This window comes from Acinetobacter sp. yr461 (assembly GCF_900110445.1).
GTDB lineage: Bacteria > Pseudomonadota > Gammaproteobacteria > Pseudomonadales > Moraxellaceae > Acinetobacter > Acinetobacter calcoaceticus.
The window spans coordinates 39039-66002 of sequence record NZ_FODU01000007.1 but is presented as its reverse complement, the minus strand read 5'-3'; the positions used below and the strand labels follow the sequence as shown (position 1 = coordinate 66002).

General features: G+C 36.8%; 28 protein-coding genes and 2 tRNA genes. 18 read left to right on the top strand and 12 right to left on the bottom strand.

Annotation, left to right across the window (positions count from 1 at the left end; genetic code table 11):
- Positions 1 to 126: 126 nt before the first annotated feature.
- Genes BMW38_RS11990 through BMW38_RS11980 form a run of 3 tightly spaced genes read left to right on the top strand, consistent with a single transcriptional unit; the run spans position 127 to position 2688 of the window.
- The gene (locus BMW38_RS11990; RefSeq protein ID WP_213031151.1) at positions 127 to 1425 is read left to right on the top strand and encodes an FAD-dependent oxidoreductase; all 1299 of its coding nucleotides are present in this window, start codon (positions 127 to 129) and stop codon (positions 1423 to 1425) included.
- A gap of 4 nt (positions 1426 to 1429) precedes the next feature.
- A complete protein-coding gene (locus BMW38_RS11985) occupies positions 1430 to 2257 on the top strand; it encodes an SAM-dependent methyltransferase (RefSeq protein WP_092708345.1) in 828 nt (275 codons plus the stop codon).
- 8 nt (positions 2258 to 2265) lie between these two features.
- Positions 2266 to 2688 carry a GFA family protein gene (locus BMW38_RS11980; RefSeq protein WP_092708342.1) on the top strand — a complete coding sequence of 141 codons (423 nt, stop codon included), beginning with the start codon at positions 2266 to 2268 and terminating at the stop codon, positions 2686 to 2688.
- Positions 2689 to 3224: 536 nt separating this feature from the next.
- Here the strand turns inward: BMW38_RS11980 and BMW38_RS11975 are convergent.
- The 4 genes from BMW38_RS11975 to BMW38_RS11960 form a co-directional block, all read right to left on the bottom strand.
- Positions 3225 to 3602, bottom strand: coding sequence for a hypothetical protein (locus tag BMW38_RS11975; protein WP_092708339.1), 378 nt, complete (start codon positions 3600 to 3602; stop codon positions 3225 to 3227).
- Positions 3603 to 4082: 480 nt separating this feature from the next.
- Positions 4083 to 4158: transfer RNA gene (locus tag BMW38_RS11970), tRNA-Thr, on the bottom strand.
- Between the two features lie 110 nt (positions 4159 to 4268).
- Complete coding sequence (locus BMW38_RS11965) at positions 4269 to 4595, bottom strand: gamma-glutamylcyclotransferase family protein (RefSeq protein WP_092708336.1); 327 nt, start codon at positions 4593 to 4595, stop codon at positions 4269 to 4271.
- A gap of 16 nt (positions 4596 to 4611) precedes the next feature.
- Positions 4612 to 5856 (bottom strand): multidrug efflux MFS transporter SxtP, encoded by a 1245-nt coding sequence (locus BMW38_RS11960; protein WP_092708333.1) that lies wholly within the window; start codon positions 5854 to 5856, stop codon positions 4612 to 4614.
- A 137-nt stretch (positions 5857 to 5993) separates the two neighbouring features.
- Here BMW38_RS11960 and BMW38_RS11955 point away from each other — a divergent pair, with 137 nt between their 5' ends.
- Positions 5994 to 6905, top strand: coding sequence for a multidrug efflux pump transcriptional activator SxtR (locus BMW38_RS11955; RefSeq protein WP_092708330.1), 912 nt, complete (start codon positions 5994 to 5996; stop codon positions 6903 to 6905).
- An 11-nt stretch (positions 6906 to 6916) separates the two neighbouring features.
- On the opposite strand, the gene BMW38_RS11950 is transcribed toward BMW38_RS11955, so the two are convergent.
- Positions 6917 to 7801, bottom strand: a complete 885-nt coding sequence (locus BMW38_RS11950) for a DMT family transporter (protein WP_092708327.1) — start codon at positions 7799 to 7801, stop codon at positions 6917 to 6919.
- A gap of 373 nt (positions 7802 to 8174) precedes the next feature.
- Between BMW38_RS11950 and BMW38_RS11945 the strand changes: the two genes are divergently transcribed.
- The 6 genes from BMW38_RS11945 to BMW38_RS11920 all read left to right on the top strand — a co-directional run bounded on the left by BMW38_RS11945 (position 8175) and on the right by BMW38_RS11920 (position 13521).
- A complete protein-coding gene (locus BMW38_RS11945) occupies positions 8175 to 8855 on the top strand; it encodes a hypothetical protein (RefSeq protein ID WP_003653956.1) in 681 nt (226 codons plus the stop codon).
- A gap of 15 nt (positions 8856 to 8870) precedes the next feature.
- Positions 8871 to 9761: an FAD-binding oxidoreductase gene (locus tag BMW38_RS11940; RefSeq protein WP_092708324.1), complete on the top strand. Its 891-nt coding sequence runs from the start codon at positions 8871 to 8873 to the stop codon at positions 9759 to 9761.
- Between the two features lie 14 nt (positions 9762 to 9775).
- Positions 9776 to 10987: an ATP-grasp domain-containing protein gene (locus BMW38_RS11935; protein WP_092708321.1), complete on the top strand. Its 1212-nt coding sequence runs from the start codon at positions 9776 to 9778 to the stop codon at positions 10985 to 10987.
- Positions 10984 to 12180 carry an ATP-grasp domain-containing protein gene (locus BMW38_RS11930; RefSeq protein ID WP_092708317.1) on the top strand — a complete coding sequence of 399 codons (1197 nt, stop codon included), beginning with the start codon at positions 10984 to 10986 and terminating at the stop codon, positions 12178 to 12180. Before BMW38_RS11935 ends, BMW38_RS11930 begins: the two co-directional genes overlap by 4 nt.
- 182 nt (positions 12181 to 12362) lie before the next feature.
- On the top strand, positions 12363 to 13106 hold the full coding sequence (locus tag BMW38_RS11925) for a hypothetical protein (protein ID WP_092708314.1): 744 nt from the start codon (positions 12363 to 12365) through the stop codon (positions 13104 to 13106).
- A gap of 22 nt (positions 13107 to 13128) precedes the next feature.
- A complete protein-coding gene (locus BMW38_RS11920) occupies positions 13129 to 13521 on the top strand; it encodes a hypothetical protein (RefSeq protein WP_092708311.1) in 393 nt (130 codons plus the stop codon).
- A gap of 46 nt (positions 13522 to 13567) precedes the next feature.
- Here BMW38_RS11920 and BMW38_RS11915 read toward each other — a convergent pair whose 3' ends face one another.
- The 3 genes from BMW38_RS11915 to BMW38_RS11905 form a co-directional block, all read right to left on the bottom strand.
- The gene (locus tag BMW38_RS11915) at positions 13568 to 14569 is read right to left on the bottom strand and encodes an aldo/keto reductase (RefSeq protein WP_092708308.1); all 1002 of its coding nucleotides are present in this window, start codon (positions 14567 to 14569) and stop codon (positions 13568 to 13570) included.
- 111 nt (positions 14570 to 14680) lie between these two features.
- Positions 14681 to 15583: a helix-turn-helix domain-containing protein gene (locus BMW38_RS11910; RefSeq protein ID WP_092708305.1), complete on the bottom strand. Its 903-nt coding sequence runs from the start codon at positions 15581 to 15583 to the stop codon at positions 14681 to 14683.
- A gap of 123 nt (positions 15584 to 15706) precedes the next feature.
- The gene (locus BMW38_RS11905; RefSeq protein WP_092708302.1) at positions 15707 to 16510 is read right to left on the bottom strand and encodes a GNAT family N-acetyltransferase; all 804 of its coding nucleotides are present in this window, start codon (positions 16508 to 16510) and stop codon (positions 15707 to 15709) included.
- 705 nt (positions 16511 to 17215) lie between these two features.
- On the opposite strand from BMW38_RS11905, the gene BMW38_RS11895 reads away from it, so the two are divergent.
- The 3 genes from BMW38_RS11895 (at position 17216) to BMW38_RS11885 (ending at position 20142) form a co-directional block, all read left to right on the top strand.
- Entirely contained in the window at positions 17216 to 17764 is a 549-nt protein-coding gene (locus BMW38_RS11895) for a TetR/AcrR family transcriptional regulator (RefSeq protein WP_092708299.1), read from the top strand.
- Between the two features lie 144 nt (positions 17765 to 17908).
- Complete coding sequence (locus tag BMW38_RS11890) at positions 17909 to 19261, top strand: AAA family ATPase (protein ID WP_092708296.1); 1353 nt, start codon at positions 17909 to 17911, stop codon at positions 19259 to 19261.
- On the top strand, positions 19258 to 20142 hold the full coding sequence (locus tag BMW38_RS11885) for a hypothetical protein (RefSeq protein WP_092708292.1): 885 nt from the start codon (positions 19258 to 19260) through the stop codon (positions 20140 to 20142). Before BMW38_RS11890 ends, BMW38_RS11885 begins: the two co-directional genes overlap by 4 nt.
- Positions 20143 to 20243: 101 nt before the next feature.
- On the opposite strand, the gene BMW38_RS11880 is transcribed toward BMW38_RS11885, so the two are convergent.
- On the bottom strand, positions 20244 to 20462 hold the full coding sequence (locus BMW38_RS11880; RefSeq protein ID WP_092708289.1) for a DUF6500 family protein: 219 nt from the start codon (positions 20460 to 20462) through the stop codon (positions 20244 to 20246).
- Between the two features lie 27 nt (positions 20463 to 20489).
- Positions 20490 to 20825, bottom strand: a complete 336-nt coding sequence (locus BMW38_RS11875) for a winged helix-turn-helix transcriptional regulator (RefSeq protein ID WP_092708287.1) — start codon at positions 20823 to 20825, stop codon at positions 20490 to 20492.
- A gap of 116 nt (positions 20826 to 20941) precedes the next feature.
- Here BMW38_RS11875 and BMW38_RS11870 point away from each other — a divergent pair, with 116 nt between their 5' ends.
- The 3 genes from BMW38_RS11870 (at position 20942) to BMW38_RS11860 (ending at position 22903) form a co-directional block, all read left to right on the top strand.
- Positions 20942 to 21499, top strand: a complete 558-nt coding sequence (locus BMW38_RS11870) for an NAD(P)H-dependent oxidoreductase (protein ID WP_092708284.1) — start codon at positions 20942 to 20944, stop codon at positions 21497 to 21499.
- 146 nt (positions 21500 to 21645) lie between these two features.
- Entirely contained in the window at positions 21646 to 22425 is a 780-nt protein-coding gene (locus BMW38_RS11865) for a hypothetical protein (protein WP_092708281.1), read from the top strand.
- Between the two features lie 136 nt (positions 22426 to 22561).
- Positions 22562 to 22903 (top strand): DHCW motif cupin fold protein, encoded by a 342-nt coding sequence (locus BMW38_RS11860; protein WP_092708278.1) that lies wholly within the window; start codon positions 22562 to 22564, stop codon positions 22901 to 22903.
- 63 nt (positions 22904 to 22966) lie between these two features.
- On the opposite strand, the gene BMW38_RS11855 is transcribed toward BMW38_RS11860, so the two are convergent.
- Positions 22967 to 23056: transfer RNA gene (locus BMW38_RS11855), tRNA-Ser, on the bottom strand.
- A gap of 118 nt (positions 23057 to 23174) precedes the next feature.
- Here BMW38_RS11855 and BMW38_RS11850 point away from each other — a divergent pair.
- On the top strand, positions 23175 to 25052 hold the full coding sequence (locus BMW38_RS11850; RefSeq protein ID WP_092708275.1) for a potassium transporter Kup: 1878 nt from the start codon (positions 23175 to 23177) through the stop codon (positions 25050 to 25052).
- A 56-nt stretch (positions 25053 to 25108) separates the two neighbouring features.
- On the opposite strand, the gene BMW38_RS11845 is transcribed toward BMW38_RS11850, so the two are convergent.
- Positions 25109 to 25546 carry a hypothetical protein gene (locus tag BMW38_RS11845; protein ID WP_092708272.1) on the bottom strand — a complete coding sequence of 146 codons (438 nt, stop codon included), beginning with the start codon at positions 25544 to 25546 and terminating at the stop codon, positions 25109 to 25111.
- A gap of 255 nt (positions 25547 to 25801) precedes the next feature.
- Here BMW38_RS11845 and BMW38_RS11840 point away from each other — a divergent pair, with 255 nt between their 5' ends.
- Positions 25802 to 26881 (top strand): DNA/RNA non-specific endonuclease, encoded by a 1080-nt coding sequence (locus tag BMW38_RS11840; RefSeq protein ID WP_213031150.1) that lies wholly within the window; start codon positions 25802 to 25804, stop codon positions 26879 to 26881.
- The last annotated feature ends 83 nt before the right edge of the window (positions 26882 to 26964 follow it).

Here is a 26964-nt window from a genome sequence, read left to right as displayed (position 1 = left end):
GGGCGAGAAACTAAATATTTTCTATATAAATTGATGCAAAAAATAAAAATCTGGTAGTTTTTAATACGGTGTTTTTTTAGGGTATGAGTGATAATCAAAAAAATTCTCAAAGAATGGGACATCATTTTGAATATCGCAATTATTGGCAGTGGAATGGCAGGTCTTGCGGCAGCAAGAATTCTGAAAGATGCAGGGCATACGATCACGATATTTGAAGCACTTCCTGGCAGGGGAATGGATAGCCATAGCATTGAGTTCGACGGTGGAATTATTGATGCTCCATTGCGTGTGATGAATCCACATTTGTGGAAGAACACGCTCAGTCTTGCTGCTCATTTAGGCATTAAAACTTTCCCAGTTCGTACTTATATGTCATGTAGCTGGTTATTCGAAGATCGTACGGAAACATGGTTAACCACATCTCGTAGCCGTATTGGTAATTTCCCGATTATCAATAACCGTAAAGGTATCCAGCAATATGGCTGGCGTCTTGTAAAAGGGATGTTGCAATTAAAAACTGCAATCCACCAGTTTTTCAAATCTAAAAATCAAGATATTACTCTCGCTGAATTTATTAATCAGAACGATATAGAAGAAGTATTCTGGCATGGTGTTGTAATGCCAGTGCTATATACCATTTGTACTTGTAACCCAAAAACAATTGGCGACTGGCCTGCAAAAAATCTACTTGAGTTTTTACGTCACTTAACTGATGGCGACATGCTGTTACGTATGAAAGGTGGTACACCTGCATTTGTAGATAGCTTAATTAAAGATATCGACATCCATAGCGGATCCGCGATTAAGAAAGTTGAATTACAAGGCGAAAAAGTACTGGTTGAAAACAGCCAAGGTGAACAGAATTTATTTGATCGTGTGATTGTTGCAACGCCAACATCTAAAATTGATGAGTTTTTAAACCCTGAACAATTTGCTGAAGATATGAAGCTGCTGAAGCAATTCCGTTTTGAGCAAGGCGATCTTGTGATTCATACAGATGCCACAGTAATGCCACCACGCCGTAAAGACTGGTCGGTGCTTAGCTATATGATGGATCGTAAGTTTACGCGTCAGCAATTCACAGTTTGGATGAATGCAGTTGAACCAACACTGGTTGGTAAAAATCCTGTATTCCAGACTTGGCGTCCAGTCACTGATATTGACCCTAAAAAAGTTATTTCAAAAGTGACCTTAACGCGTGCAGTAGTTGACTCGCAAACAATTGCTTTAAATAAAGAATTGCAACAACGTCATTTAGACTTAAACCGTAAAGTATTCTACTGTGGTTCATGGTCATGTGATGGCTTGCCAATTTTAGAGTCAGCAGTGACTTCTGCAATGCACATTGCTGAAATTTTAGGTGCACCTTTACCATTTATAGGTTTAAAGCCTCAGGTTGAAGTTGCTCCTGAGCTCGGTTACTAAAATTGTGAAAACAAAAGTTCGGGCAATACTCTCGCAACTAATCCCCCATAAATATGCAATTGATGCATCAAGTTTGGGGGATGATGGAGAGCTTGCTTGGACAAATTTGGGTTTTTGGAAAAACACCCAAAACTACCGTGAAGCTTGTTGCCAATTGGCCGACTATTTGGCACAAGCTGTCAATTTAAATTCAAAAGATAATTTATTAGATTTAGGCTGTGGACAGGGTGCAAGTTTATTGCACTGGTTAAAACACTATCAGCCCAAAAGCCTTAGTGCAGTTGAACTACAATCTAAATGTGTTAATAAAATTCAAAAACTTATTCCTGAAATAAGCCAAATTTTCTACGGTTCATTTTTAAATTTAAAACAATTTGAATTCAAACAACGCTTCGATGTCGTGTTGTGTATCGACGCGGCTTATCACAGTTCTTTAAATTCATTTCTTAACTCAGTCACTCCAGTTTTAAATTCAAATGCACGTTTAGGTTTTCATTACTTAATGAAAGCTGATTCATGTCAAAACATGACAGTCTTACAAGAACAAAAGTATCGCTATCTGCTTAAAGCGGCAGACGTGGTTTGGGACAATGTGCCAAACGAGAAAACGCTAAGAAATGCTTTAGAACAACAAGGTTTTGTCGATATTCAAATTGAAGATTTATCAGAACCTGTATTACTCGGTTTTTCGCAATATATTCAAAATCAACAAGGCCAAAACCAAAGCGGCGGGTTGGCAAATTTTAAAATTCAAATGACTGCAAAGTTATGCCAACAACTCTACCAAGCTGGATATGTACGTTATATTCAAATCACAGCAATAAAAAAATAGGATGAGCTATGTCAGCCAAATATCAGGGATCGTGTTTGTGTGGAGCTGTAAGTTATCAAAGCGAAGCGGAGCCACGTTATAGCTTTAATTGTCACTGTCGAGATTGCCAGAAGGCGACGGGTTCGGCATATGCACCAATCGCTTTTTTTCACCAATCTGAATTGAAAGTAAGTGGCGAGCTTAAATATTTTGAGACTTTAGGATCTTCTGGCCGACCTATTAAAAGAGCATTTTGCCCGACTTGTGGTTCTCAGCTTTTTGGCTTACCTGAAATTGCGCCTGAAATGATTTCAATACGTGCAGGTACTTTGGATGATCCGAGTCTCTATCAGCCTAGGGCGGAAGTCTTTGTGAGCCAAGCCTATAATTGGGATACGCTCAACCCAAACCTTAGGCACTTTGAAAAAATGATAGAGAAGAGCAAGAAATAAAACTTAATTAAAGAAGCCAAATATTCCTAAAATACAGATTAAAATAACGCTACTCATCGCTAGAAATAATATAGTTTTTCTATATTTTAGCTGAGGCATTTTACTCACAACAATAATTAGGCATGTAAGTATGATCACTAAAGGTTGAAAAAGATTTGATGGTAGAGTACACATCTCGTTCCTTGTTGTTTTTAAATTTATTTTAGAAATAAAGTGAAAGGTTCATTATATATTTTTCTTATCTAGTTGACGAACTGAACTTTTTGAAAATTCATATTTTCAGTTTTTTTAATAGGTAAATCGAGTTTTAAATTTAAAAGAACCATGTACGCTTTTTCGTACATTCATTCGGGAAATTTGCGTCTTTCTATGACTTCATAAATTACCTATGATGCACTTAACGGGAACAGGAAGTTCCAAAACGTAAAACAACAATAATAAGTTTAAGCATCAGGACGTGAGGTATTACAGGAAGTGTACCTAGTGACGAAATACGAAAAAAGCCCAACAGGATGTTGGGCTTTTTTCATTTTGTATTAACGAATTTCTTTTCCACCTAAGGCTGCACAATCAACAGGCGTATTCCATTTCACGGCAGTTCCTGTAAGTACAGGACGAACAATACGCCACGGCCAGAAACCAAATCTTTGGCTTTGATGATAATTAATCACCACATCTGCACCATATTTACGGGCAACAATGGCTAATTTAGGTTTTATTTCTTCAAACCCACCATATGTTCCTTTCGCGACTTTGACTCGTTTAATAGATTTATAGTGTTCTGCTGAAGGAGTACCCTCAATTAAGCAAATTGGTGGGTTTGCAACATTTTGAATTTGAGATGTGGTGTCTTGGGCATATGCTGTTAAAGGCAACGTTAGAAATAAAGCAGGTAAAATAAAACGGAGTTTCATATTTTTCCTTGTTGGTATCGTAATGAATTAAAGTTTATAAAATAGGTCTTATTAACATGACCTTATTTGGGGGCGCATTATAATCTTATCTTTTTAATATTTCTTATTTTAATCCTATACTTTTTAATAAATTAGCGGCATCATGTTTCGCTTTTAAAAGAATAAATTAGTTTTAGAAAGTTATTTTGAAGTTTAAATTTATAATAAGAGTTTATCGAATTTAAAAAATAAAGTTTTTGACAAGATCTTTTTCTCGAAAAGATATTCTTTAAAATATTATTAATAGGTTTTGCTTAAAATTATAGCAACGGCAAAAGAGATGGTTACTGAATTGCAGAAATATGAAAAATAATTTGAGGGGTGTAGATCACTAGGTCGTCTGCACTCTATTCTTTTGGAAATACTTATAAGTATTTGTGTATTTCAAAACCTACAGGCAACAAAAAACCCCATAAATCAAATATTCATGAGGTTTAATGATGGTGCCGGCACACGGATTCGAACTGTGGACCTACTGATTACAAGTCAGTTGCTCTACCAACTGAGCTATGCCGGCGATGTGGAATGAATTTTACAGTTTCTTAAAAAAAATACAAGCCAAAAAATGAGCATTTAAATTTTTTTGTTCTATTTTTAAATGCTTATGCAGTTTGACTTAAAAATGACTTAGGATTTCAACACATAAATGAAAGAATCAATATGTTCGCCACTATTTAAAGTGACTTGAACAGGTACTCTTTCATATTCTTCACCTTCAAAATCATCAAGCAATTTCCAGTTCGAATCTAAATGCTCCGAGCTAAAAACAAAACCTTGAACTTGATTAGCACCATCATCGAGCACAATGCCTGGATAGCCTAAATCTGCGCCCCAACCTTCGTTACGTAAGGTTCCACTTACCCAGCCTTCTGCCCATTGTCCGCCAATATTTTCAAGGATATGAGCGTTAGGTCGCCCTGGGCCTAATGTGCCATAAACAAATAAACTCGACATGTGAGGTTCCTTTAAATTAATGAGCTTTCGCTTGTGATGTATAAATTGCTAAAAATATTCCAAGTACCGACAGTACAACGGTTAAACCCACTATGGCACTCCATCCACCGTGTAACCAGAACCAGCCACCAGCCGAACCGACAATGCTCGAACCCATATAGTAAAAAAGTAAGTACAGTGAACTGGCATGGGCTTTAGCTTGTTTGCTTTCAGCGCCTACTGAACTACTGGTGAGTGAGTGGGTAATAAAGAAACCCGTGGTAATAAATGCAATGCCGATAATAATACCGAAAAGAGAGGTGAGTAGTGTCATGAGGCTGCCCACAATCATTAAGGCAAAGCCACTCATCATCATAGTTTTTTTACCGAAGCGTTCGGCTAGGCCACCTGCTAATGAGGAAGACACCATACCGAAGCTATACGACAAGAAAATAAGGCTAATTTGCGTCTGACTCAGTGAATAAGGCGCACCGCTTAAACGGAAAGTAGCGTAGTTAAACAAGGTAACAAATACACTCGTGAGCAAAAAACCAATTGCAAACAGGCGTAGCAATTTGAAATTACTTAAATGGGTATGCCACATTTGCATGTGAAAATCTAAATTCAAACCCTTTTTCTGGACGAAATTACGCGAAGGGGGAAGTAAATTCAAAAAAGCAATTGAGCAAATAAAACAGATTGCCCCAAGTAAGCCTAAAGCAGTGCGCCAAGAAAAATATTCAATCAAAACGCCCATGCCAACACGGCCCATCATTCCACCAAAAGCCGTACCTGCAATATATAAACCCATGGTTTTACCAAGGTGTTCAGGTGCGATTTCTTCAGCAATCCAAGCCATGGTTACGGCGGGTACTCCACCGAGTAACAGACCCTCTAATGCTCGCGCTATCAGTAAACTGTGCCAGTTAGGTGTAAACATCGCCACAATATTAAGAATAGCTGCACACAGCATTGAGCTGAAGATCACACCACGGCGGCCAATCGCTTGTGAAAAAGCGCTCGATAGTACAATTGAAATCGCTAAAAAGGCGGTCGTTAAAGACAAGGCTAAAGAGCTGCTTGCAGGGCTAATCTGGAAGCTTTGGCTAAACGCTGGCAGAAGCGGCTGTACGCAATAAATCAGAGAGAAACTAGCAAAGCCTACCAAGAATAAAGCGAAGCCTGCATGTTTATAGGCTTTAGTACCTTTGTGAATCCACTCGCGGGAAAGAACAGAAGTTGCTTCAGTGCTTAAGGTACTGGATGTAGATGAAGAGCTCATATCATGACCATGACAGAAAAGAGGTACAGCCCTTAGGCGTGCTGCATCGAGAAAATTCGATAAATTAAAATTAGCAATTTAGATGGTATTTTTCTAATATATTTAACAAGGGATCATGATATGTTTTATATATAGCGATGGAATTAAGACATATACGCTACTTTTTAGCAGTAGCAGAAGAAAAAAACTTTACCAGAGCGGCGCATCGCTTAAACATGAGCCAGCCGCCTTTAAGCATGCAAATAAGAGACTTAGAAGAAGAACTCGGCGCGGATTTATTTATTCGTTCTCCGCATGGGGTGGAACTGACCGAAGCTGGGCTTGCCTTTTTAAATGCCATTCAGCCTGTACAGCAGCGTGTAGAAGATGCAGCAAATTTGGTCAAACAGGTTGCTAATGGCGAAGTCGGCCAATTACGACTAGGTTTTACAGGCACTTCAATGTTGAATCCTCTCATTCCTAAATGCGTTCGCTATTTTCAGCAGCAATATCCTAAAGTGAATTTAAAGCTTGAAGAAGCTAATACCTTGCTGCTTATCGATTTACTGCTTGAAGATCGTTTAGATGTCGTGATTATTCGGCCTCCAAGTCACATTCCAGAGAGCTTAATCCTTCAAGAGTTATTGGCTGAACCTTTAATTGCAGCCTTACCTTCAGAGTCTTTTAAACTAGACGAGTCATCAAAAGAAATTGATTTAGCTTCTCTGCGAGAGCTTGATTTTATTGTCTCTCCACCTTCAATTAGTGCAGGGCTTTTTGATGCGATTCGACAGGCCTGCCAAGACTGTGGCTTTGAACCTAAAATTGGACAAAATGCTCCGCAAATTGTGTCAATTTTATCGTTAGTGTCTGCAAACTTGGGGGTATCTTTGGTTCCAGAGTCGACCAAACAATTGCAAATACAGGGTGTGGCTTATCGGTCGTTACAAGCGCCAGTACCTACGGTGGGTTTAGCGCTTGCATATAAAAAACATGCCCCTTCACAAATGGCAATTAACTTTGCCAGTGTGGTGCAAGTGGCTTGCCATCACGCAGAGCAATATAAATGAAATTAGTCAGATTATGATTTAGGTGCTTTATTCATTAAGAAGATGCCTAAAATAATGAAAATCGCGCCATATAAAAAAGATAAAGTCGGTTGTTCATGAATGAAGACCCAAGCCATGAGTGCCGCAAAAATTGGTTCAGAAAGCTCAGTCACTTGTACTTTTGCTGCACTCATGTAAGACAAAGCTTTGGTGGTACAGAAAAAGCCTAGAATGGTAGGTAGGACTGCTAAGCCAACCAAACCTAAAATAATGTCAGTGTTAAAGTTTATGCTATGAAAGTTGATTAAAAAGGGAACAGCAAGATAAACACTACCAAAAAGTAATAAGTATTTGGTTAGAAATAAACCACCGTTTAATCTGAATTTTTTAATTAATACTGAAAATAAACCATAGCCAATACCTGCAATAGAAGCATTGATAAGCATTAATAAACTATTTTCACCTTTCCATGAAATTACACTAATACCCGTTACAGCTAATAATGTTCCAATAATTGAATGAATATAAATACTTTCTTTTAAAACTAATCTGCCAAAAAATAAAGCTGAAATAGCTGCTGAAGCCATTAATACCACGACCACATTGGCCGCAGCACCGTGGTTGTAGGCAATGGTCTCGAAAAAGAATAGAGAGAAAATCCCTAAAAAAGCACATATCGCAATTTGAGCAAAAACACTGAGCTTGCTCGGAATACTACTAATGTAGGCAATCTTTTGGCGGACAGGGACTTTAAATAAAAAAACACTTAAAAAGAAAAAGGCAATAATGGTTTTTAAAAAGGCAATATCTTGTGGGTTTAAACCACTATGCATGAGTAATTTGCTAATCACACCAATAGAGGCATTGAGTGCAGCTGCACAGAGCGCAAATAGGGTTCCGATAATTAAATTATTCACTTTTCTAATTTTTCCATATATTTAGCACAAGGATTCTACATTATTTTTTGTAATAATATAGCCCTGTTAAATTCCTTCTTTTCCATGAAGTATAAGTTATTTAAATTTTGTTGGTGATGGATATTAATAGGAATTTATTCATTTGTTTTAAAGTATTTGTTGTTTGATTGTTAATTTAATTTATTAATTTTATTTTTGATTAATAATACTTCTTTTAATTAGAAATTCTAAAAAATAATATTTTGTTGACATTTTATAAAATATATTTAAACATAATATTTGCTTGTTTTAAGTTTAATTAATAACAATCTTAATTCTAGCTAAATAAGTATTTAATACTTGGATAATAATTTAAATATAACGGAGATAAAACGTGTTTTTTTCACAGGAAAGTCTGAAAAAATTAGAAAGTGCGGTTGATCATGCTATGCATAGCGAGTTTAAAAAAGATGAAATTATGCATAAATTTCATAATGAAGACTGGTTCGATGAAAAATATTATAAACGACATATTTTAGAGTGCGTTATTCGCATTCATATGAATAATGAGTTAGATGCAAATGCTGTACGCGTTGCTGCAATCAATAATATCTCTGCTGCAAAACAGCTTTCATATTATTTATATGATGAATTTGGACACGATGAAATGTTTGGTCAAGACTTGACTAAATATGGATATTCTTCAGATCAGATTATTTCAAAAAATGCATTTCCTGAAACATGGAAACTGATGGGGTATTTAAACTTTTGTGTAGAGAAATTTGGTGCATTGCCAGCAGTCGTTTGGGACTGGTTCCTCGAATATTATGGCGACAAATTTAACAATTTTATTACGCAAAAAGCGGGTGTTCATATGGGGAATCAGGCCGTATCAGGCGCAGCTTCGCATGTTGCATTTGATGAAGCAGAAGACCATAGCGGCATGATGACAGATATGCTTTCTTCTGTAATTAAAACACAAGAAGACTTTGATCTTGCAATCAAGCATATCAATAGCTTTGTTCCGATGGTGGGAGAGTATTTTCAGGCTGTGCGTGCTGAAACGCTTTCATAGCAATGGAATTAGAATATGCCAATGGTGAATGTTCGCATTAAAGAGCATATTTTCATTGCTGATTCTGAGCAGCCTCTTATCAATGCAGTGCCTGATAGCACAGTGATGAAAGGCTGTTTAAAAGGTGTGTGCCGAGTTTGTCGATGTAAACTAAAAGGTGGAGTCGTATATGAATCGGGAAACCAAGTTGCCATAGATAAAGAGTTCTTACCTTGTATTAGCTATGCTCAGAGCGATGTTGAAATCGCACCATTGGTTAATAATTTTAGTGTGGCTCAATTAATAACTAGAAATTTTCTTTCTGAAAATATTGTTGAGCTCACATTTAAAATTAAAAGGACCTTCTTTAGTTCTAAAGCAATTGTAAATATCAAACACCCATCAGAATCTTTAATTCGAAGTTACTCTGTGGTTTCACTGGGTATGAAAAATTATGATTTTTTTGTTTTGCACATAAAATTAAGACCAAATGGAATATTTTCTAACTTATTTCAAAAGCTAGTGATTGGTGACCAATTAGAATATAACCTGAATAATCATATAGAACCTGAATACGAGAAGGCCATATCTACGCTTAATATTGTAAGTGGTGGAAGTGGTATGGGTGCTGCACTTACTCGGGGATTGGATCTCATCCGAAAAAATCCTATTTCTAAAGTGAATATCTATGCGATTAATCGGTTAGTTTTAAGTCATTACCATCAACATTGCGTCAATGTTTTTCGAGAGCAAGTTGAAGCTGAGGTTAATATTATAAATATCCCGTTTTGTACGTGGACGAATAATGGATTTGATTTTTCAAATTATTTGGACTCTCACGAGTTAACAGTGGGTGTCGGTTCTACCCCAATAATTAATAAAATTTTAAATCAGCCTCTGTGTGAGTTGGAAAGTTTTGGTCCCTAACGGAGACTGTAACAATGACTGTAGTAGTTATAGAACCTATTTCTTCAGGCATCACTTATTTAAATGCCGCTCAAGAATTAGGTATAGATTTATATGTTTTTTCTACTGACGAAGGAGAGTGCAGCATTGATGGAACAATGCGACAAAAAGCAAAAGAGATAATAAAAATAGATACCAGTGATTTTCATAGCCAACTCTCTAAAATTAATGAGTTAAAGACAGTAAGAGCGATATTACCAGGGGTTGAATATGCTGTACCTATGGCAGCACAACTAGGCAATTCATTTGCCAAAAACTCTCTTGAATATACAACAGCGCAAACGGTTCGAAATAAATTCAAATTTCGTGACAAGTTAACCAAGTCAGGCTTGAGCGATATTAAATATGCCTTGATTTCACAGGGTAAAGAGATTCGCTTACCTCAAGATTTTAAATTTCCTGCTGTAGTGAAGCCAGTTGATATGGCGGGCAGTATGTCTGTTAAAAAAGTCTCTGATCTTGATGAATTATTAAGAACAGTGGACGCGATCTGGAAATCTAAACCTAATGATATTGGCTTCTATGCAAGTGGTGATTTAATTGTTGAAGAATATATCATTGGGAAAGAATACAGTGTTGAAGGAATTGTCCATACAGATGGAAAAATAACCTTTGCTTCACTGACAGAGAAGCTATTAGGCCCTGAACCTTATTTTGTGGAAATTGGGCATATTGTTGGAAATAAGTATGACGACCAATTTTCTGAACATGGTTTTGATTATGCCGCAAAAGTCATTCAAACCTTAGAATTAAACATCGGACCTTTTCACCTAGAACTGAGAGTAACGCCTCAGGGGAAAGCCGTAGCGATCGAGTTAGCTGCACGTTTACCGGGCGACAATATTGTTGAGTTAATTAAACTGGCGACTAATTTTGACCTCGCACAAGCTGTACTGAGCGAATACCTCGACCTGCCATATTCACCTTCAATAGAGAAAAATATGGTCTCTGCAATTGCGTTTATTCCACAAGGCAATCACCGCCTTTTTAAAGGTTTTAGTGGGCTAGAGCAATTATTAGAAGCACCTGAATGTGTACACCATCACTTCTACTACGAAGCAGACGATGAACTCGCGTGTAACCATGATTGGACCTCACGATTAGGCTACATCATCCTCCGTTCTGAAAGTGAAGATAAGATTCGTAGTTTAGTCACACATATACATGAGCAGGTGAAAGTCATATGAAACATGTATTAATCATCAATAGATATGACGATGAATTGTCTGACTTTAATAAATATATAGATCACGATGCCGTGCATGTGTCTTATATTTCATTAACAGAGACGATGCGCTATATCACTTCTTCAAACTGTTACTGCATAGCGGGTTTAGAACGATTAAATGAAGAGGATGTATTAAAAGAAGCCGTAAAAATCTATGAAAAAAAGCCAATAGATTACGTGATTGCCATCTCGGAATATGACCTCGATGCTGCGGCTCGCATTCGAACTGAATTGAATATTGTGGGTGCAACGGTTGAAGACAATTTGTTGTGTCGTAACAAGAAAAAAATGAAGGATGCCTTAGCTCATTCTACTGTCCGTTATCCAAAATATGCAGAAGTGTCTTCATACCAAGATATTGAAAAGTTTTTGGTGCAAAGTGGCTCAGCAATTATTTTAAAACCTCAAGTAGGTGCAGCTTCTGAAGGTGTGATCAAAATTAGTGAGTTGGCAGATATACCACGGTTGTCTTCCTATGAGGGCTACGAAGTCGAGGAGTTTATTGAGGGAGATATCTATCACGTCGATGCCATTATTTCTGACAATAAAATGCCTTACTTTAAAGTCTCAAAATATATTAATACCTGTTTAGACTTTAGAAACGGTGCGCCATTAGGCTCAGTAACGATTGATAATTCTGAGTTTATTCAAAAAGTAGAACGATTTACTTTAGACGTATGTAAATTCTTAAAATTAAAAGATCAGGCGATTCATCTTGAATTTATCGAATCTAAAGGTGAGTTGGTGTTTTTAGAAGTCGGTGGGCGAGTCGGTGGCGGGGAAATTCCGTTCATTACATTACGCAATGAGTCAGTCGACTTGTACGAAATGTGGATTAAGGCGGCAATGAATATTCCACAAGAGTCAGTGAATACGAAAATCACTGGTTTTCTGATGATGCCGAATCCTTATAGTTCTGGCTTTTTATTTAATGGCATTAAAGAATTAGAGAATGAAACGATTACTTATCAGTTAATTCAAGAAAGCGGCGACCATAATAATTTTAGTTATGAAAATATCCCTGCAAAAATTCACTTTATGGGAGAGAGTCAAATACAGGTGGAAGCTGCGATTAAAAATAGTATGAAAATTTTGCAAAGCGCAATTTGTCAAAATCATCATTCTAACTTGAGTCTAAGTGAGTCTTCTTAGTTGAAATTTGGCTAAACTCTAAAAATCAAAAGGCTTGGACTTAAACGTTCAGGCCTTTTTTATATGGCGTGATGAAAGAACCTAAGCTAACCAGCATTGTAATGGACTTTTGTTGCAGAGAATTGTGATTTGTCGAACTAGCTCATATTATATAATTAGTTAATTATTAAAGAATTTTAAAAATGATTAAATCTATTATTTCAGGTTGCACGGTTCTGACACTTTCGGCTTTGTCGGTTACTCATGCAGAGTTTTCTTTTGCACAAGAGCTACAGCAAAGCTGTAATAAAGTGAAGCAATACGCGAGCTTAGGTAAGAAAAATTACGACCAAAAACAATATAAAAAAGCCCTAGAAAATTTCCAAAACCAAGCATCTTGGACAGCATTTTGTAAAGCCAATGCAGATGAAACTACGGTTAAATTTACTGACCGAGATGTTGAAGTTGCTAACAATAATGTGGGCCTAGCCTATGCAAAACTGGGCCAGCCACTTTGGGCAAGATCGTGGTTTATGCTTGATGAAAAATCAAAGTCTAGTCAGTTTAATCTTAAGCAATTACCAAAACCTAAAGCGTCAAATGACTTGTCTGGTGAATATGTGCGTTACTCAGGTTTTGGTGAATGGGACCACATCACAGTAAGCCGTCAGAAAGGACAATATGCGATCAGCTACGCGGGCCTATATATGGGCCTTAGAGGCTTAATTTACGGCCCGAACATGGGTGAGTTTGGCACCACAATGCCGAGCAATAAAAAGCAAATCGTCTATAAAGATCAAGACTGCCGCATTCAGCTTGATTTTAAAACCAATGCGAAATTAGGAAACTACATTCAGGCAAAACAAGACAGTGGCGATTCGGGTTGTGGCTTTGGACACAACGTGTATGCAGACGGAACTTATTTAAAAGTTGAGTCTGGAAAATAACACTAAAAATATAGGGAATTAAATAATGAATACATTTGCACGGTTGCTATTACTTTCGACGATTGCGATTTCTTCTCAAATTTATGCAGAGCCAACGAGCACATGCAAAGAAGTGAAGTTGCAGCAAGCTGATCAGGCTTGGAGTGGACACTATTATTTAAATGGTGTGATGGAAGTTGGTTCAGAACTTTTACTTCAGTCAGATGGCAAGTTTAAATGGATGTTAGCTTATGGCGCTTTAGACCAATATGCCGAAGGGACATGGTGGAAAAATGGGAACTGTATTGGTTTAAAACCAGACTCTAAATTCAAAAAGAATTTAAGTATTTTTCCAGAAAGCCTGACGATTTCGGAAAAATCATTGGACGTAACTTGGAATGGTGGCCGCCAGCAGGGCAGTTATAGCAAAGACTAAATAAAAAAAGTCCGACACTAAGTCGGACTTTTTTATAACTCATATTTTAATGATTCACCGCAGCAAGTTGCTCAGCGTTATAGCGTGCGCCCATGTTTGGATATTTAGCAATAATCGCGTCGATTTCTGCCAAATCTGCCGCTGTTAAATCAAGATCTACAGCACCAGCATTTTCCACAAGACGCTCAATTTTACGCGTACCCGGAATTGGAATAATGTCTTCACCTTGTGCCAAAATCCAAGCCAAAGCCAGTTGAGCGGCTGTCGCGTTTTTGCTTTGAGCAAAGTCGCTAAATGCTTGCGCCAAGCTTTGGTTATTTTTCCAGTTATCGCCCTGATAACGTGGTAACTGGCGACGGAAATCGTTTTGTTCTAGGTTGCCCACATCGAGCGTATTGGTAATTAAACCACGCGATAGCGGTGAATACGGCACAAGGCTAATGCCTAACTCACGAATAGTTTGCAAATGGGTTTGCTCAAACTCACGGGTGAGTAGCGAATATTCATGTTGAACCGCTGCAATCGGGTGAATGGCATGTGCTTTACGAATGGTTTCAGCCGAAGCTTCACTTAGGCCTAAGTAGCGAACTTTACCTTGTTGGACCAAGTCAGCCATAGCGCCAATCGTGTCTTCAACCGGAATATTCGGGTCAATGCGGTGTGCATAATACAAATCAATCACGTCTGTATTTAAGCGTTTTAAACTGTTTTCGACCGCAACTTTAATCCACTCTGGAGAACCGTCGATATAAGACTCTAAAGAGTTTTGTGGGTTAAGGTTATCTTCTTTATAACGAAAGCCAAATTTGGTCGCCAAGAACACTTTGTCGCGGTGTTTTTCTAAAACTTTTGAGAGCAAAACTTCGTTTGCGCCGTTGCCGTACATGTCGGCGGTGTCCCAAAAGTTAATGCCGAGGTCTAAGGCTTTTTCTAGAGTGGCAATGCTTTGTGTGTCGTCTGAGGCACCATAGGCAAAGCTCATTCCCATGCAACCTAAACCAAGTGCTGATACTTTTTCGCCTGTTTGTCCTAAAGTTCTATATTTCATTTTTCACACTCTTTTTGCAAAATCACTTGAGTAGAAAAACTATAAAATGCTTTGGCCTAATTTGACGTATAACATTCAAACCAATAATTATAAAATTCAAACAATCTGTTTTTAAGCTACACAGTCTTCACGGAACTTTTTAGGTGAAAATCCGGTATTTTTCTTAAAGAAGTTGGTGAAATACGCTGAATATTCAAAGCCTAAGCTATAGGCAATTTCGGAAATATTCCAACTGGTGTGTTGTAGTAGTGCTTTGGCTTCTTGTGTAATGCGCGAGCTAATATGCTCAGATGTAGTTTTGCCTGTGGCTTCTTTGACAGCGCGGTTTAAATGGTTCACATGCACAGATAAGCCATAAGCATAATCATTTGCAGTTTTGAGTTTAAGCTGAAAATGAGGTGAGTCGATTGGGAACTGGCGCTCTAATAACTCAAAGAATAAATGGCAAATCCGAACCGCAGCATTGCTATGTTTTTCAAACTGTTGGGTCGGTTGCATTTTCATGGCTTCATGCACAATCAGGTGCAAATAGTTTCTTAAAACGTTGTATTTATGAATATAGTCTGAATTTATTTCAGTCATCATCTTTTTGAAAATAAATGAAATTTCATCAACCTGTTGGTCGTTTAAAAAATATAGCGGGTCGCCGTCGACTTTAAACAGTGGAGAGTCTTTTAAAAAGCTTTGTCTTGATTCTTGGTTTACAAACTCTTCAGTAAATAGGCAAAACCAGCCAGCTTGTTCGGGCGAATTAATTTCCCAAGCGTAGGGAACCGTCGGGTTTGAAAACAGTAAAGCAGGGCGGTCTACTTTTATCCAGCGGTTGGCATAGTGAAGTTCGCCTGTGCCTAAAACCAGTGAAATTTTATAATAATCGCGGCGGCTATAAGGTGTGAGAAATGAGCAGGCATCGCGTTGAAACACATTAAAATGTCCAAATGAAGTTGATGGAACCGAGTAATCGCTATCTCTGGTCAAAGAAAAGCGGCGATAAAAATCATGTATGGTTTCCATGTCTTTGCCTGCATGCGTTATCAATTTATTTAAAGTTATAAAATTCAAACTTTATTTACTGTAGCTTTTATTTATGGCGTGATCAATCGGTTCATTTAAGCGGTTTTGAAAATGAATGATTTTCTATAAATACTCTGGGTAAGCAATGTAAGAGGACTCGACGCATTCGAAGCCCATTTGGCGGTAAAGCGTAACCGCTGGGGTGTTATCGATGTCGACAATTAAGTGAGCAATCCGTCCAGTTGCAACAATTCGATTGACCGCGAATTGTAAGACGCGTTCGGCAAAACCTTTTCGACGATAAGCAGGGAAAGTGTATGTGCCACCAATAGAAACGAGCCGATCAGTTTCTATCCCTAAACGCACAATTGAAACGATTTGGTCGTCTGCTTCAAGCACAATAATTTTTTCTTGCTGAATCAGAGATTCCCAATCAGGTGCTTCATTCACTGAGCGCTCATGATTATATTGATGTTGATATTCGCTGAGACGAGCAATGTCAGAAAGTTCAGCCAAGCGACCTTGAGCTTCAGAAAATTGGCGTGAGCAAACCATGATCCATTGATCATATTCTCTTAAAATGCGCCACTTTTGTTTTATCTCGGCATGTAATAAGTCTCGCCCGATTGCGGTCGTTACAATCCGATGCGGTTGAAGCTCTAAAATTGATGTACAGAGCGATGCCCCAGATGAAGATGTCTTTGATGGAACCCAGAAGCAGGTGCCCCCAGTAACGATGACCGCGACTCCTAAAAGTTGCTCGGCGTTCTGTGGGTGGTATAACCGTAAGAGTTGCCACTCGGTATTGGTAGCTTGTGTTTGATTAAGAAAAGCCATTGCCCCAATAGAATAATGGAACCGTTCATCAAGCCACTGAAAGATAAGTTGGTATTCTTCTGAACTGGTGGGAGGTCCCTTTATTATCATTATTAATTACTCATTTAAATGATGAACTCAATCATAATTCACTATCCTACATTTTTATTATTATCGTGATATCTTTAAATTTAAGTTGAATGACTGTTTAGCTTAAATATCTAATTGAATGAAAACAAAAATTATTTAACCAATTTCTATTCAACCTTACATTGACACTCCAAAACACGCGGATTATCCTTTGCCTGCTGGCCACATCGCCAGTCGGTTTTAGCAGACCGTTTTACATACAGCACATCAGATTTACTCCTTCTGAGGGGGAGATCTGTGTGTGAAACCACCGTCCCCCTCACGTTGCGGTAGGGCGGAAGGGGGACACCCTCGGGTGTGCTGGTTCTGTATGTCCAGTCTGCTAACCCCTTTTCGTCCTGCCACCATTATTTAGCAGTAATTGTGGTAGAGCTTCTAATACATACAGGAGTTCGCACATGCGTACTATTTCATCTCTCTCATTGGCAACCTTTGCCAAAATCTTTACGTCTATACCCAACTGGTCTTTAAAACGGTTTAACCGACTCTAGGTTTTAAGCCATAGGTCATTACGACTAAAAAATCATAGCAACAATAAAACCCGAGATAGGCGAGCACACCATTTTTGTGTCGTTTTCGCATGCCTGTTTTTAGCGCTCAATTTAAGAGTGACGGCATTTTTATCTCTTTTACATACAACAAAAAATTATTTTAAACGGTATAAAAATGCCAAATTTAGAAGCATCATTTAGAGCATTAAGCGTGCTCCACGCAGCAAAAGATTTATTTCAACAACATGGGTTTTACATCGGGATAGATCGAATTATTGAGGAAGCCAAAATCCCCAAAGCCACTTTTTATAACTATTTTCACTCCAAAGAAAGGCTCATTCAGATGAGCTTAACTTTTCAAATAGATGCATTAAAACATGAGGTGTTTTCAATTATTCATTCGTACCGTGAACTCATGGCATTCGATAAACTCAAGAAAATTTACCTTTTACATGCAAACTTAGAGGGCTTTTATCGGTTGCCATTTAAAGCCATTTTTGAAATTGAAAAGATCTATCCAGCAGCTTATAAACTCGTGATTGACTACCGAAACTGGTTTCTTAAAGAAATTCATAAATTCCTTTTAACTGTAAAAGCGACTGTTACAGTTGAAGATGCACACATGTTTTTATTTGTGATTGATGGCGCGATGGTTCAGCTTTTAGGGACCAATAACACTGATGAAAGGGATGCATTACTTGAATACTTTTTAAGTCGGGTTTGATGGGGGAAGGCCCGACGGGAGTTGGGCTTTTAGAAATTTTTTTAATTATTTGTTTAAAATAGGAGTGATTTATAGAATTCTTTTATGTAAATTGTAATAATATGATTTAACAACACTATAATTTTATATCAGGGGTAATATCTTTTGAAAATTAAAAAACTTTATATTGATGGAATGTTTGGTGATTTTACTTATAACTTAAATTTTGAAGATATAAAAGATAATGTAATTATATTAACAGCTCCTAATGGGTATGGTAAGTCAACTATTTTAAAAATAATTGATGATTTTTTTAATATGAAATTTGATGATCTATTTGATGAAAGTTTTGATCTTTTTAAAATAGAGTTTGATGATCAAATAGTCACCGTAGTTAAAGAGAATAATTTATTGGTTATATATTATGGTTTAGGTAAGATTGTTGAAATAAATAAAAATATATTTAGAGATAATAAGAAAAAGTTTAATAATATTCTAAAAAATGAACTTTCATACATGAAGAAAGTTAAAAATAATTTATGGATTGATACTCGGGATGATGAGGTTATTACTACTTGTGAGATGTTGGAGAGATATAATTATATTTTTCCAGAAGAGATAGTAAATGTAAAGTTGGATGATGACTTATTACAGCTTTTAGAGCGAGATGTTTTTTTTGTAGATGCTGATAGACTAAATAATATTAATGTTAATGAAAATAATCAAGAATACAGTGCAATAAATAAATTATCTAAAAGTATTAGACAGCTCATGGTTGATGTTAAGGAAAAACAATATGCTATTTCTATGGATCAGAGTTCTAATTTTCCAGAAAAAGTTATGTCATTATTAAGTGAAGATATAGATATTGATGTTACTAAAACTATTAATAAAATTGTTAAAATTACGAGATTTGATCGGGAATATAATGAAAATGAGATTTTTGGAAATTTAAATTTAAATCCTAATATAATTGGGAAACTTAGAAATGAACAAATATATGATAATAAAGCATTTTTAATGGTTTTAAGTTCTTATTTAGATGATGTTATTCAGAGAATCGATACTTGCGCTGAACTTGCTGAAAGAATCAATCTTTTTAAAGAATCCGTAAATTCTTTATTACAGTTTAAAAATATTGATATCCATCCTATTTTTGGATTAATTGTTGAAAAGAAAAAAGATAAAGATAGAGTTCAGGATGAAAAGGAAATTGTTGATAAGAAAAAAATTAAAAGCTTTAATAATGGTGATTTTAGTATTAACTTACTTTCTTCAGGTGAAAAACACTTAATAATATTATTGGGAGACTTGATTTTTAATACTAAATATGGATCTGTTGTATTAATAGATGAACCCGAAATATCTTTACATGCAGCATGGCAAAAAAAACTTCTCGGCCTAATTGAGAAAATTTCTAAAATAAATAACTTCAATGTTTTAATTGCTACACATTCTTTTACTTTGATTAATGGGAATTGGGATAATACAATTGAATTAGCAGAGTTGATAAAATGACTAATAATACATTGAAAGATATAGCTGAGGAACAAAAAACTTTTTTAGATGAAGCTTTTGGTGTTTTTAGATCAAAAACATATGATAAATTTATATTTGTTGAAGGTATATGTGATAAAAAGTTTCTTAAGAAAAAGGGTTTTGTAGAGGAAGATTATTTTTATTTAGGAATGTGTGGGAAACGTATGGTTATTTCTAGTCATTTTTATTTTAAAAATACTTATCCTTATAATAAAATTGATAAAATAGCTTTTATAATTGATAACGATTATGATCATATTACTAATAGTCTTAGATTTGATGATAGTTTATTTATTCATTCTGTATGTAAGAGTACGAAAAATCATTATCTAAATGATTTAGAGAGTTATCTTGTTAATTCATCAGCTTTGGTACAGTGGTTGGATGAGGTTGGTGGACTGACACTGCAACAAGTAAATACAATGAAAGATGAAGTGGAGCGTGAGAGTAGAAGAATCGGTAAATATAGGGCAGCCAATGAATTATTGAAAAGAATAAAGAATTTGCCTGAACAGTCGACAATTCTTTTTAAGTTTGATATTGATGATTTTTTTGATCATAGAAACTTTCTTTTTTTAGAGAGAGATTTTGAAAGTAGAGTCAAATTCAGTTCGATCTATAAAAATTTAGTTGATGAACTATTTATTTTAAGTAATAGTATTGATTATGAATGTAGTGAAAAGTGGAGATTATCTCGAGGCCATGATGTAACAGAACTGATAAGTATCTATCTACATACTAAATTTGGGATTAATTTATCTTCTCAAGAGATTGAGCAGTATTTAAGATTAACTATAGATACTAGTGAATTAAATAGTTATCACATGTATAAAGATTTAAAAGATTTTTTTGAAATATAAGCCTTTAAAATCGAGTTAATATAGTTTAACTGTATTCAATCTTTTCATAAATTATATGAAATTAAAGACTATCCTCTTTCTGATAGTCTTCCACTCTAATTTTAACTTTCACTTAAAACCAAATTTTTAATCTTAACCGCTTTCTCAAAGTGATCTAGTTTATGCAACATAATCCACCAATGGGCTGCTTCCATCAGTAACTCAGGGTTATCATTCTTATTTTTAAAAAAAGCATAAAAAGATAGACCGACATTGTCTCCCTTCTTTTCAATTTTCTCGTCGCATCCCTTAATAAACATTTCTCTTAATTCATTTCTCATATTTAGTATCACTTCAAATTTATAAAACTAAGACGGCTTATTTTGCTCGCCCCATTCGCACATCATATCTAACAAAGGAATTAAAGACTGTCCTCTTTCTGAAAGCCGATATTCAACTTTAGGCGGAATTTGAGGATATTCCTTGCGATGAATCAGTCCATCTCTTTCTAATTCTTTGAGTGTATTGCTGAGCGTTCTAAACGAAATATTGCCAATGCAGCGTTGCAGCTCATTAAAACGCATGACGGTTTTTCCATAAAGCCAATACATAATAATCATTTTATATTTGCCATTAATCAAAGAAAGGGTGTACCCAAAACCCGTATCTTCTAATGGCGTATAAGTTGGAATGCAGTCGTTCATTTTTAAAATCCATACTATCTTTTAGTATAGTATATAACATAAATTACCGTACTTATATTTAGGAAAGCACACTTCTATAATCGATTTATCTACTTTTCGATAAGAGTGTTTTCATAATGAAAAAGACATTGGTGATTGTTACCCATCCTCAAATAGACCAATCTGTTGTAAATAAAAGATGGATTGAGGAACTAGAAAAATATCCCGATCAATTTACGGTTCACCAAATTTATCAAGCTTATCCAGACGGGATGATTGATGTCGCAAAAGAACAAGCGCTTGTAGAAGAACACGAAAATTTAGTCTTTCAATTTCCAGTATATTGGTTTAACTGCCCGCCGCTATTGAAACAATGGCTTGATGAAGTTTTGGCGTATGGATGGGCTTACGGTTCAGAAGGTGACAAGCTCAAAAATAAAAAGTTTATGTTGGCTTTGTCTGCTGGTGGGCAGGAGCAAATTTATTCAGAAAGTGGTGATTATCAAATTTCTTTAGACAAGATTTTTGTTCCATTTGAGCTAACAGCTTTATATGTTGGGGCAATCTATCAACCACTTCATGCATTTTATGGTTTAGACACCAATCCTTCTGAAGACGACGTTGTTCCGACTCACCAAGACATAGACAATAATGCAATGCAGTATGTTCAGAAACTATTAGAGTTGTCTAAGTAAGTTTAGAGATAGGAAGGCCTAAGCGTGAGGGTTTGGGTCTTTAATATTGAATATTTTTTAAAGATTTGGGTTAGAGTTTTTAAGTTAAATATACGATTTATTTATGATATAAATATCAGTTAAATATAGATTAAATTTAAAAACTTATGACCATTCTTCGTATTAAAGAAAAAGAAAATTCCCTTATAACTGATGATGCTCATGAATTAATATGCTACGCAACAATGAGTAAAGTAAACTCATGGATGGAAGTTCTTAACTTATATTCAGAAATTAAGCAGAAGCACTTACCTAAAAAAGTATTATTACTTTTAGAAGATATTGGACAATGCCAATACACTTCCATGCATGCTTCAATGGGAGATGGGCTTTATTTCGATACTTCAGAACTCGTTGAAGATGACAGCGAAGCAAGTTGGGATAATACTCGACCTTTAGAACTTCAACATCATATTGAACAATTATTAAAGCCAGAAAATTATATAGACTTTAATAACTTGCCTAAAAAGCTTAGTTATTGTGATGAAGATCAAGCGACTCTGCTACAGATTAATGCTGAACCCGAAAAAATTTTAGATGACGTTATTCAAGTAAAGTTAGTAAATACTCAAACGGAGACTCAGAAATTTGCGGCATGTCTCAATGGATATTTTAGCTGTGATTTGAATCCTTTTGAATCTTTTAGCTTAATTGAGCATTTAGATCAGAACTATGGCTTAGAGTATGTTGGCTTAGGTGCAAGCTTATTATTCTTTATTAAAACACCAGAATTTGATGCAAATAAAACAACTCAGTTGATTAATGAGTTGAGCAACTTTTATCAATTCAATCAAACAACGCATAACCAGCTAGAACAGCATTTATCTAATCATGAATATCTTATTTTGCCTTATGTAGAGTCATTAGAAGTGTTCGTTTTGGATTAAGGCTAATTAGGGAAATCTAATGGACTTCTTTCTGAGTTAGACAGTGGGGCTTGAGAAATAATATTTTTAAATCGTTTGCAAAAAGCAAATTTGTCTATAAGTTGAAAATACAACAAAACATACTGTGGAATAAAAAATGAATATCGCGCCTTTTCCATTTCAAATTACAAACTGGGAAGAAATTGAAGTCACTGAATATAGTGGTGAAACTGGAAAAGCTTATTGGAAAACTCAATTTTTTGGTGAAGAGAATAATAAAATAAGGGTAAGACTTGTAGAGTACTCAGCAAATTATTTAGCAGATCATTGGTGTGAAAAAGGGCATATCTTATTTTGCTTAGAAGGTGAGTTAGAAAGTAGGTTGAAGGATGGGCGAACCTTCACTTTAACTTCAGGGATGAGTTATCAAGTAGGAGATAATTCAGAGCCACATCAGTCTTTTAGCCTGAATGGTGCGAAGTTACTTATAGTTGATTAGATTGATTTTTTAAGCTAAATAAAAAAGACCTAAATCAAAATGACTTAGGTCTTTTTTTAATTCTGGCGGTGAGAGAGGGATTCGAACCCTCGATACGCGCAAACGTATACACACTTTCCAGGCGTGCTCCTTAAGCCACTCGGACACCTCACCAAGGCGTGCGATAGTAACTAAAAAAACAAGTTCTGCCAAGATTTAAGATGAGCTTTACAGAAAAAAAATAATAGAGGTGATAAGATTGCGATAAAAATCATATTGGTTTAATTACACAATGCAAAATACGGCCAAAAAAGCAACCTTGCCTGCCACGGCTTTGGCAGCTCTTGGGGTGGTCTTTGGAGATATTGGTACAAGTCCACTCTACGCCTTAAAAGAGTCCTTCCATGCCGCGCATGGGTTGGGAATTAAGCCTGAAAACGTATTAGGAATTTTATCTATTATTTTTTGGTGCTTAATGCTGATCATCAGTATTAAGTATGTCGCCATCGTCATGCGTGCAGACAACAATGGCGAAGGCGGAATCATGGCCTTACTCGCATTGAACTTACGTAAAGCCAAAATTGCCGATAATAAGAAAATCTACATGATTGCCATTGGCTTTATTGGTGCATCGCTGTTTTTTGGTGACGGTATTATTACCCCAGCCATTTCAGTACTCTCGGCAGTCGAAGGCTTGTCAATTGCAACCGATGTGTTTGACCCGTACATCATGCCAATTGCAATTACTATTATCATCGCGTTGTTTTTAGTACAAAAACACGGTACGGCCTTTGTCGGAAAGTTTTTTGGCCCGATTACGATGGTGTGGTTCTTATCTTTAGGATTATTAGGTCTTCATAGTGTTATCCAGACACCAGTGGTATTAGGCATGTTTAGTCCGCATTGGGCTATTCAGTTTATCTATCACAATCCGGTGATGACCTTTTTCGTGATGGGCGCTGTCGTTTTAACAGTTACCGGTGGTGAAGCACTTTATGCCGATATGGGACATTTCGGACCAGTTCCGATTCGTCTCGCATGGTTCTTTGTGGTGTTGCCGTGTTTAGTTTTAAACTACGCAGGACAGGGCGCATTGTTGCTCAGAGACCCAGCTGCGATTCAAAACCCGTTCTATTTATTGGTGCCACAGTGGGCACTTTACCCAATGATTATTATGGCAACTATGGCAACCGTAATTGCCTCTCAAGCCGTAATTTCTGGGGTGTTTTCACTTGCACGTCAAGCGATTCAATTGGGCTATTTACCGCGTTTAAGTATTAAACATACCTCTGAGTCTGAAGAAGGCCAGATTTATGTTCCTTTCTTAAACTGGTTACTTTTAATCGCAATTATTATCTTAATTTTGATTTTCAAAACCAGCTCAAACTTGGCAAGTGCTTATGGTCTTGCTGTAACCTTAACAATGCTGTGTGACACGATTTTGGTTGCTGTGTTCATCTATTCGGCTTGGAAGTGGAGCATGCCAAAAGTGCTACTCCTGATTATTCCATTCTTTGTTTTAGAGTCGGTTTTAGTCGCAGCTACATCACTTAAAATCTTGTCGGGCGGTTGGGTGCCATTACTGATTGGTGCGATTGCAGTCACCATCTTAATGACATGGAAACGTGGTCGTGAGCTCACTTTTGCAAAGCTCGAACACGATACGTTATCACTCGATTTGTTTGTGAAAAGTATTGGTAATAGCGTGCATTGGGTTCCGGGCGATGCCGTCTTTATGACAGGTACACCGAACGTTGTACCACATGCCATGTTGCATAACATTAAGCACAATAAAGTATTGCATCAGCGCAATATCTTGGTCACTGTAGTGATTGAAGATGTACCTTTTGTTGAACCAGAAGACCGTATTTCAACAGAAACTTTAGCTGAGCATTTCTTCCGTATTAAGATTTTCTACGGCTTTAAAGATGAAATGAATGTACCAAAAGCACTCATGCAAGCTTACGAGCAGTTAGGTCTTGAATATGACTTAATGCATATCAGCTTCTTTATTTCCCGCGATCGTATTGTTCATTCGGTGGGTGATGGTATGTCTCCATGGAGAGAGAAACTATTTATCTCTATGCAGCGTAATACCAGTCCGGTGAGTGACTTCTACCAAATTCCAACCAACCGTGTGGTTGAGTTAGGTAGTCAAATCGAAATATAAAAATTTGATGTAATAAAAAAACCAAGACAAATGTCTTGGTTTTTTTATGGCTCTGATTATTGAGCTTGCATAGGTGCATCTGCTGGTAATGCACCATCTTTTGCCATTGGGTCTGCCGACTGAGTTGGATCTACCGCAGGTGGTGCAGCATTCGGATCTTGTGGCGCTGGAGACGCCTGATCTTGTGCAGGTGGCACTGCATCAATTGGTGCTGGAGGTGCCATTTCACCGCCTGCTGGAGGTGCTGGTGGAACATCTGCCGGAATAGGAGCACCAGTAGGCGCAGCATTTGTCGGTGCAGCAGAAACTTGTTGTACTTGCCCGCTATTGACTAAATCGCTAATAGAACCAGGTTGGCCATTTACCGTTGTCGTAACTTTCACTTTAGACAAACTTTCTAAAGTATCTCCTGGCTGGACTGCTGGTTCAGCCAAAGCTGCCATACTACATAATCCCGTGATTACGCCAATACCAATAATCTTTGAATGGATCATTAAGTGGACTCCGATTATATTTTTATCCAAATTTGTGGAGCTAACCATGTCATAAGCAATCAGTGTTTTTCAACGAAAGATACGCAATTGGCATAATTCAATAGCCAAAGCCTCTCATAATTCCAACAGATTGTTACGTAATGGGGAATGGAGTTACAAAAAAGATGACCATGTTTTAACCATTTGAAAGATAAGAGATATACTTAAAAAAGCAGGGTTGTTAAGCTGCGTGTGGACAGTGGTATTGATAGAAACATGGCAAGTAAAAAACGTAGTAAAGGTACAAACTCTTTTTCTCTAAGTGAGCATTTGGGCAAGATTATTCTTGCTTGTATTGCTGCGGGAAGTTTTGCAATTGCTTTTGGTAGTGAAAAGATTTCGCAGTGGTTTTCGCCTTTAAGTACTAACTCGACTTGTTTAAATCAGTTCTATCGTGAAGTTCCTCCTGCTTTAAATAAAGAAAGCTTAAAAAAAGACAGTTATCCGCTGTGCTTTAACGGCTTTAACGTTTTATATTCAGGCATCTCTAAAACCCCGTTATGGTCGGCTGAGCATTTAAATGCAGAACGTTTGAGTGTCAAAATTAAGCGTGAAGATAACTTTCATGAAGAAACTCGTGTTGCTCAAAAGCATCGGGCACTGTTAAGTGACTATCGTGGTTCAGGTTATGACCGTGGTCACATGGCACCAAATGGCGATATGCCAAATAAAAACTCACAGTCTGATAGCTTCTCGTTAAGCAACATGGTGCCGCAAGCACCTAAAAATAATCAGGAAGTTTGGCGTAAACTCGAAGAAGCCACACGCGCCATTGCGACCAAGCAAAAACAAGATGTATATGTTGTTACTGGCCCTGTTTTTGAGGGCAAACGCCTTAAAACTATTGGGAAAGGTGTAATTGTCCCAACCGCAATTTATAAAGCGGTGTATATGCCAAAAACTGGCGCTATAGGGGCTTACTACGCACCCAACAATAACTCTCTACAAGTGAAAGTGGTGAGTGTTTGCTACCTTGAAGAACGCTTAGGCGTTAATCTATTTCCGCAGTTAACTGAGCAGCAAAAGCGTAATGTCTATCGTCTACCTTTAACGGTAGCATCGGTTAAGCCAAATCAAAAGTTAGATTATTTACATTGGGATGGTGAGAGCCAATGTGAGCAAGACTTAAATGCTGATCAAATTAAAGCGTTACAAGACCAGTTTAAAAAGCAAAAAAGTGGCTCCTCAGAACCGATGGAAGCAAAAGTTCCAACGATTGACGAAGAAACACGCCAAGCCATTGTGAAGCAACTGGTTGAAGCATTGGTGAACTATTTCTTGCAAATAATGAAATAAGCAGTTTTTTTGATTGTTATTGCAACACCGTAATTATTTAAAATAGAATCCATAGACAGATCTGTCTATGGATTCTATTTTAA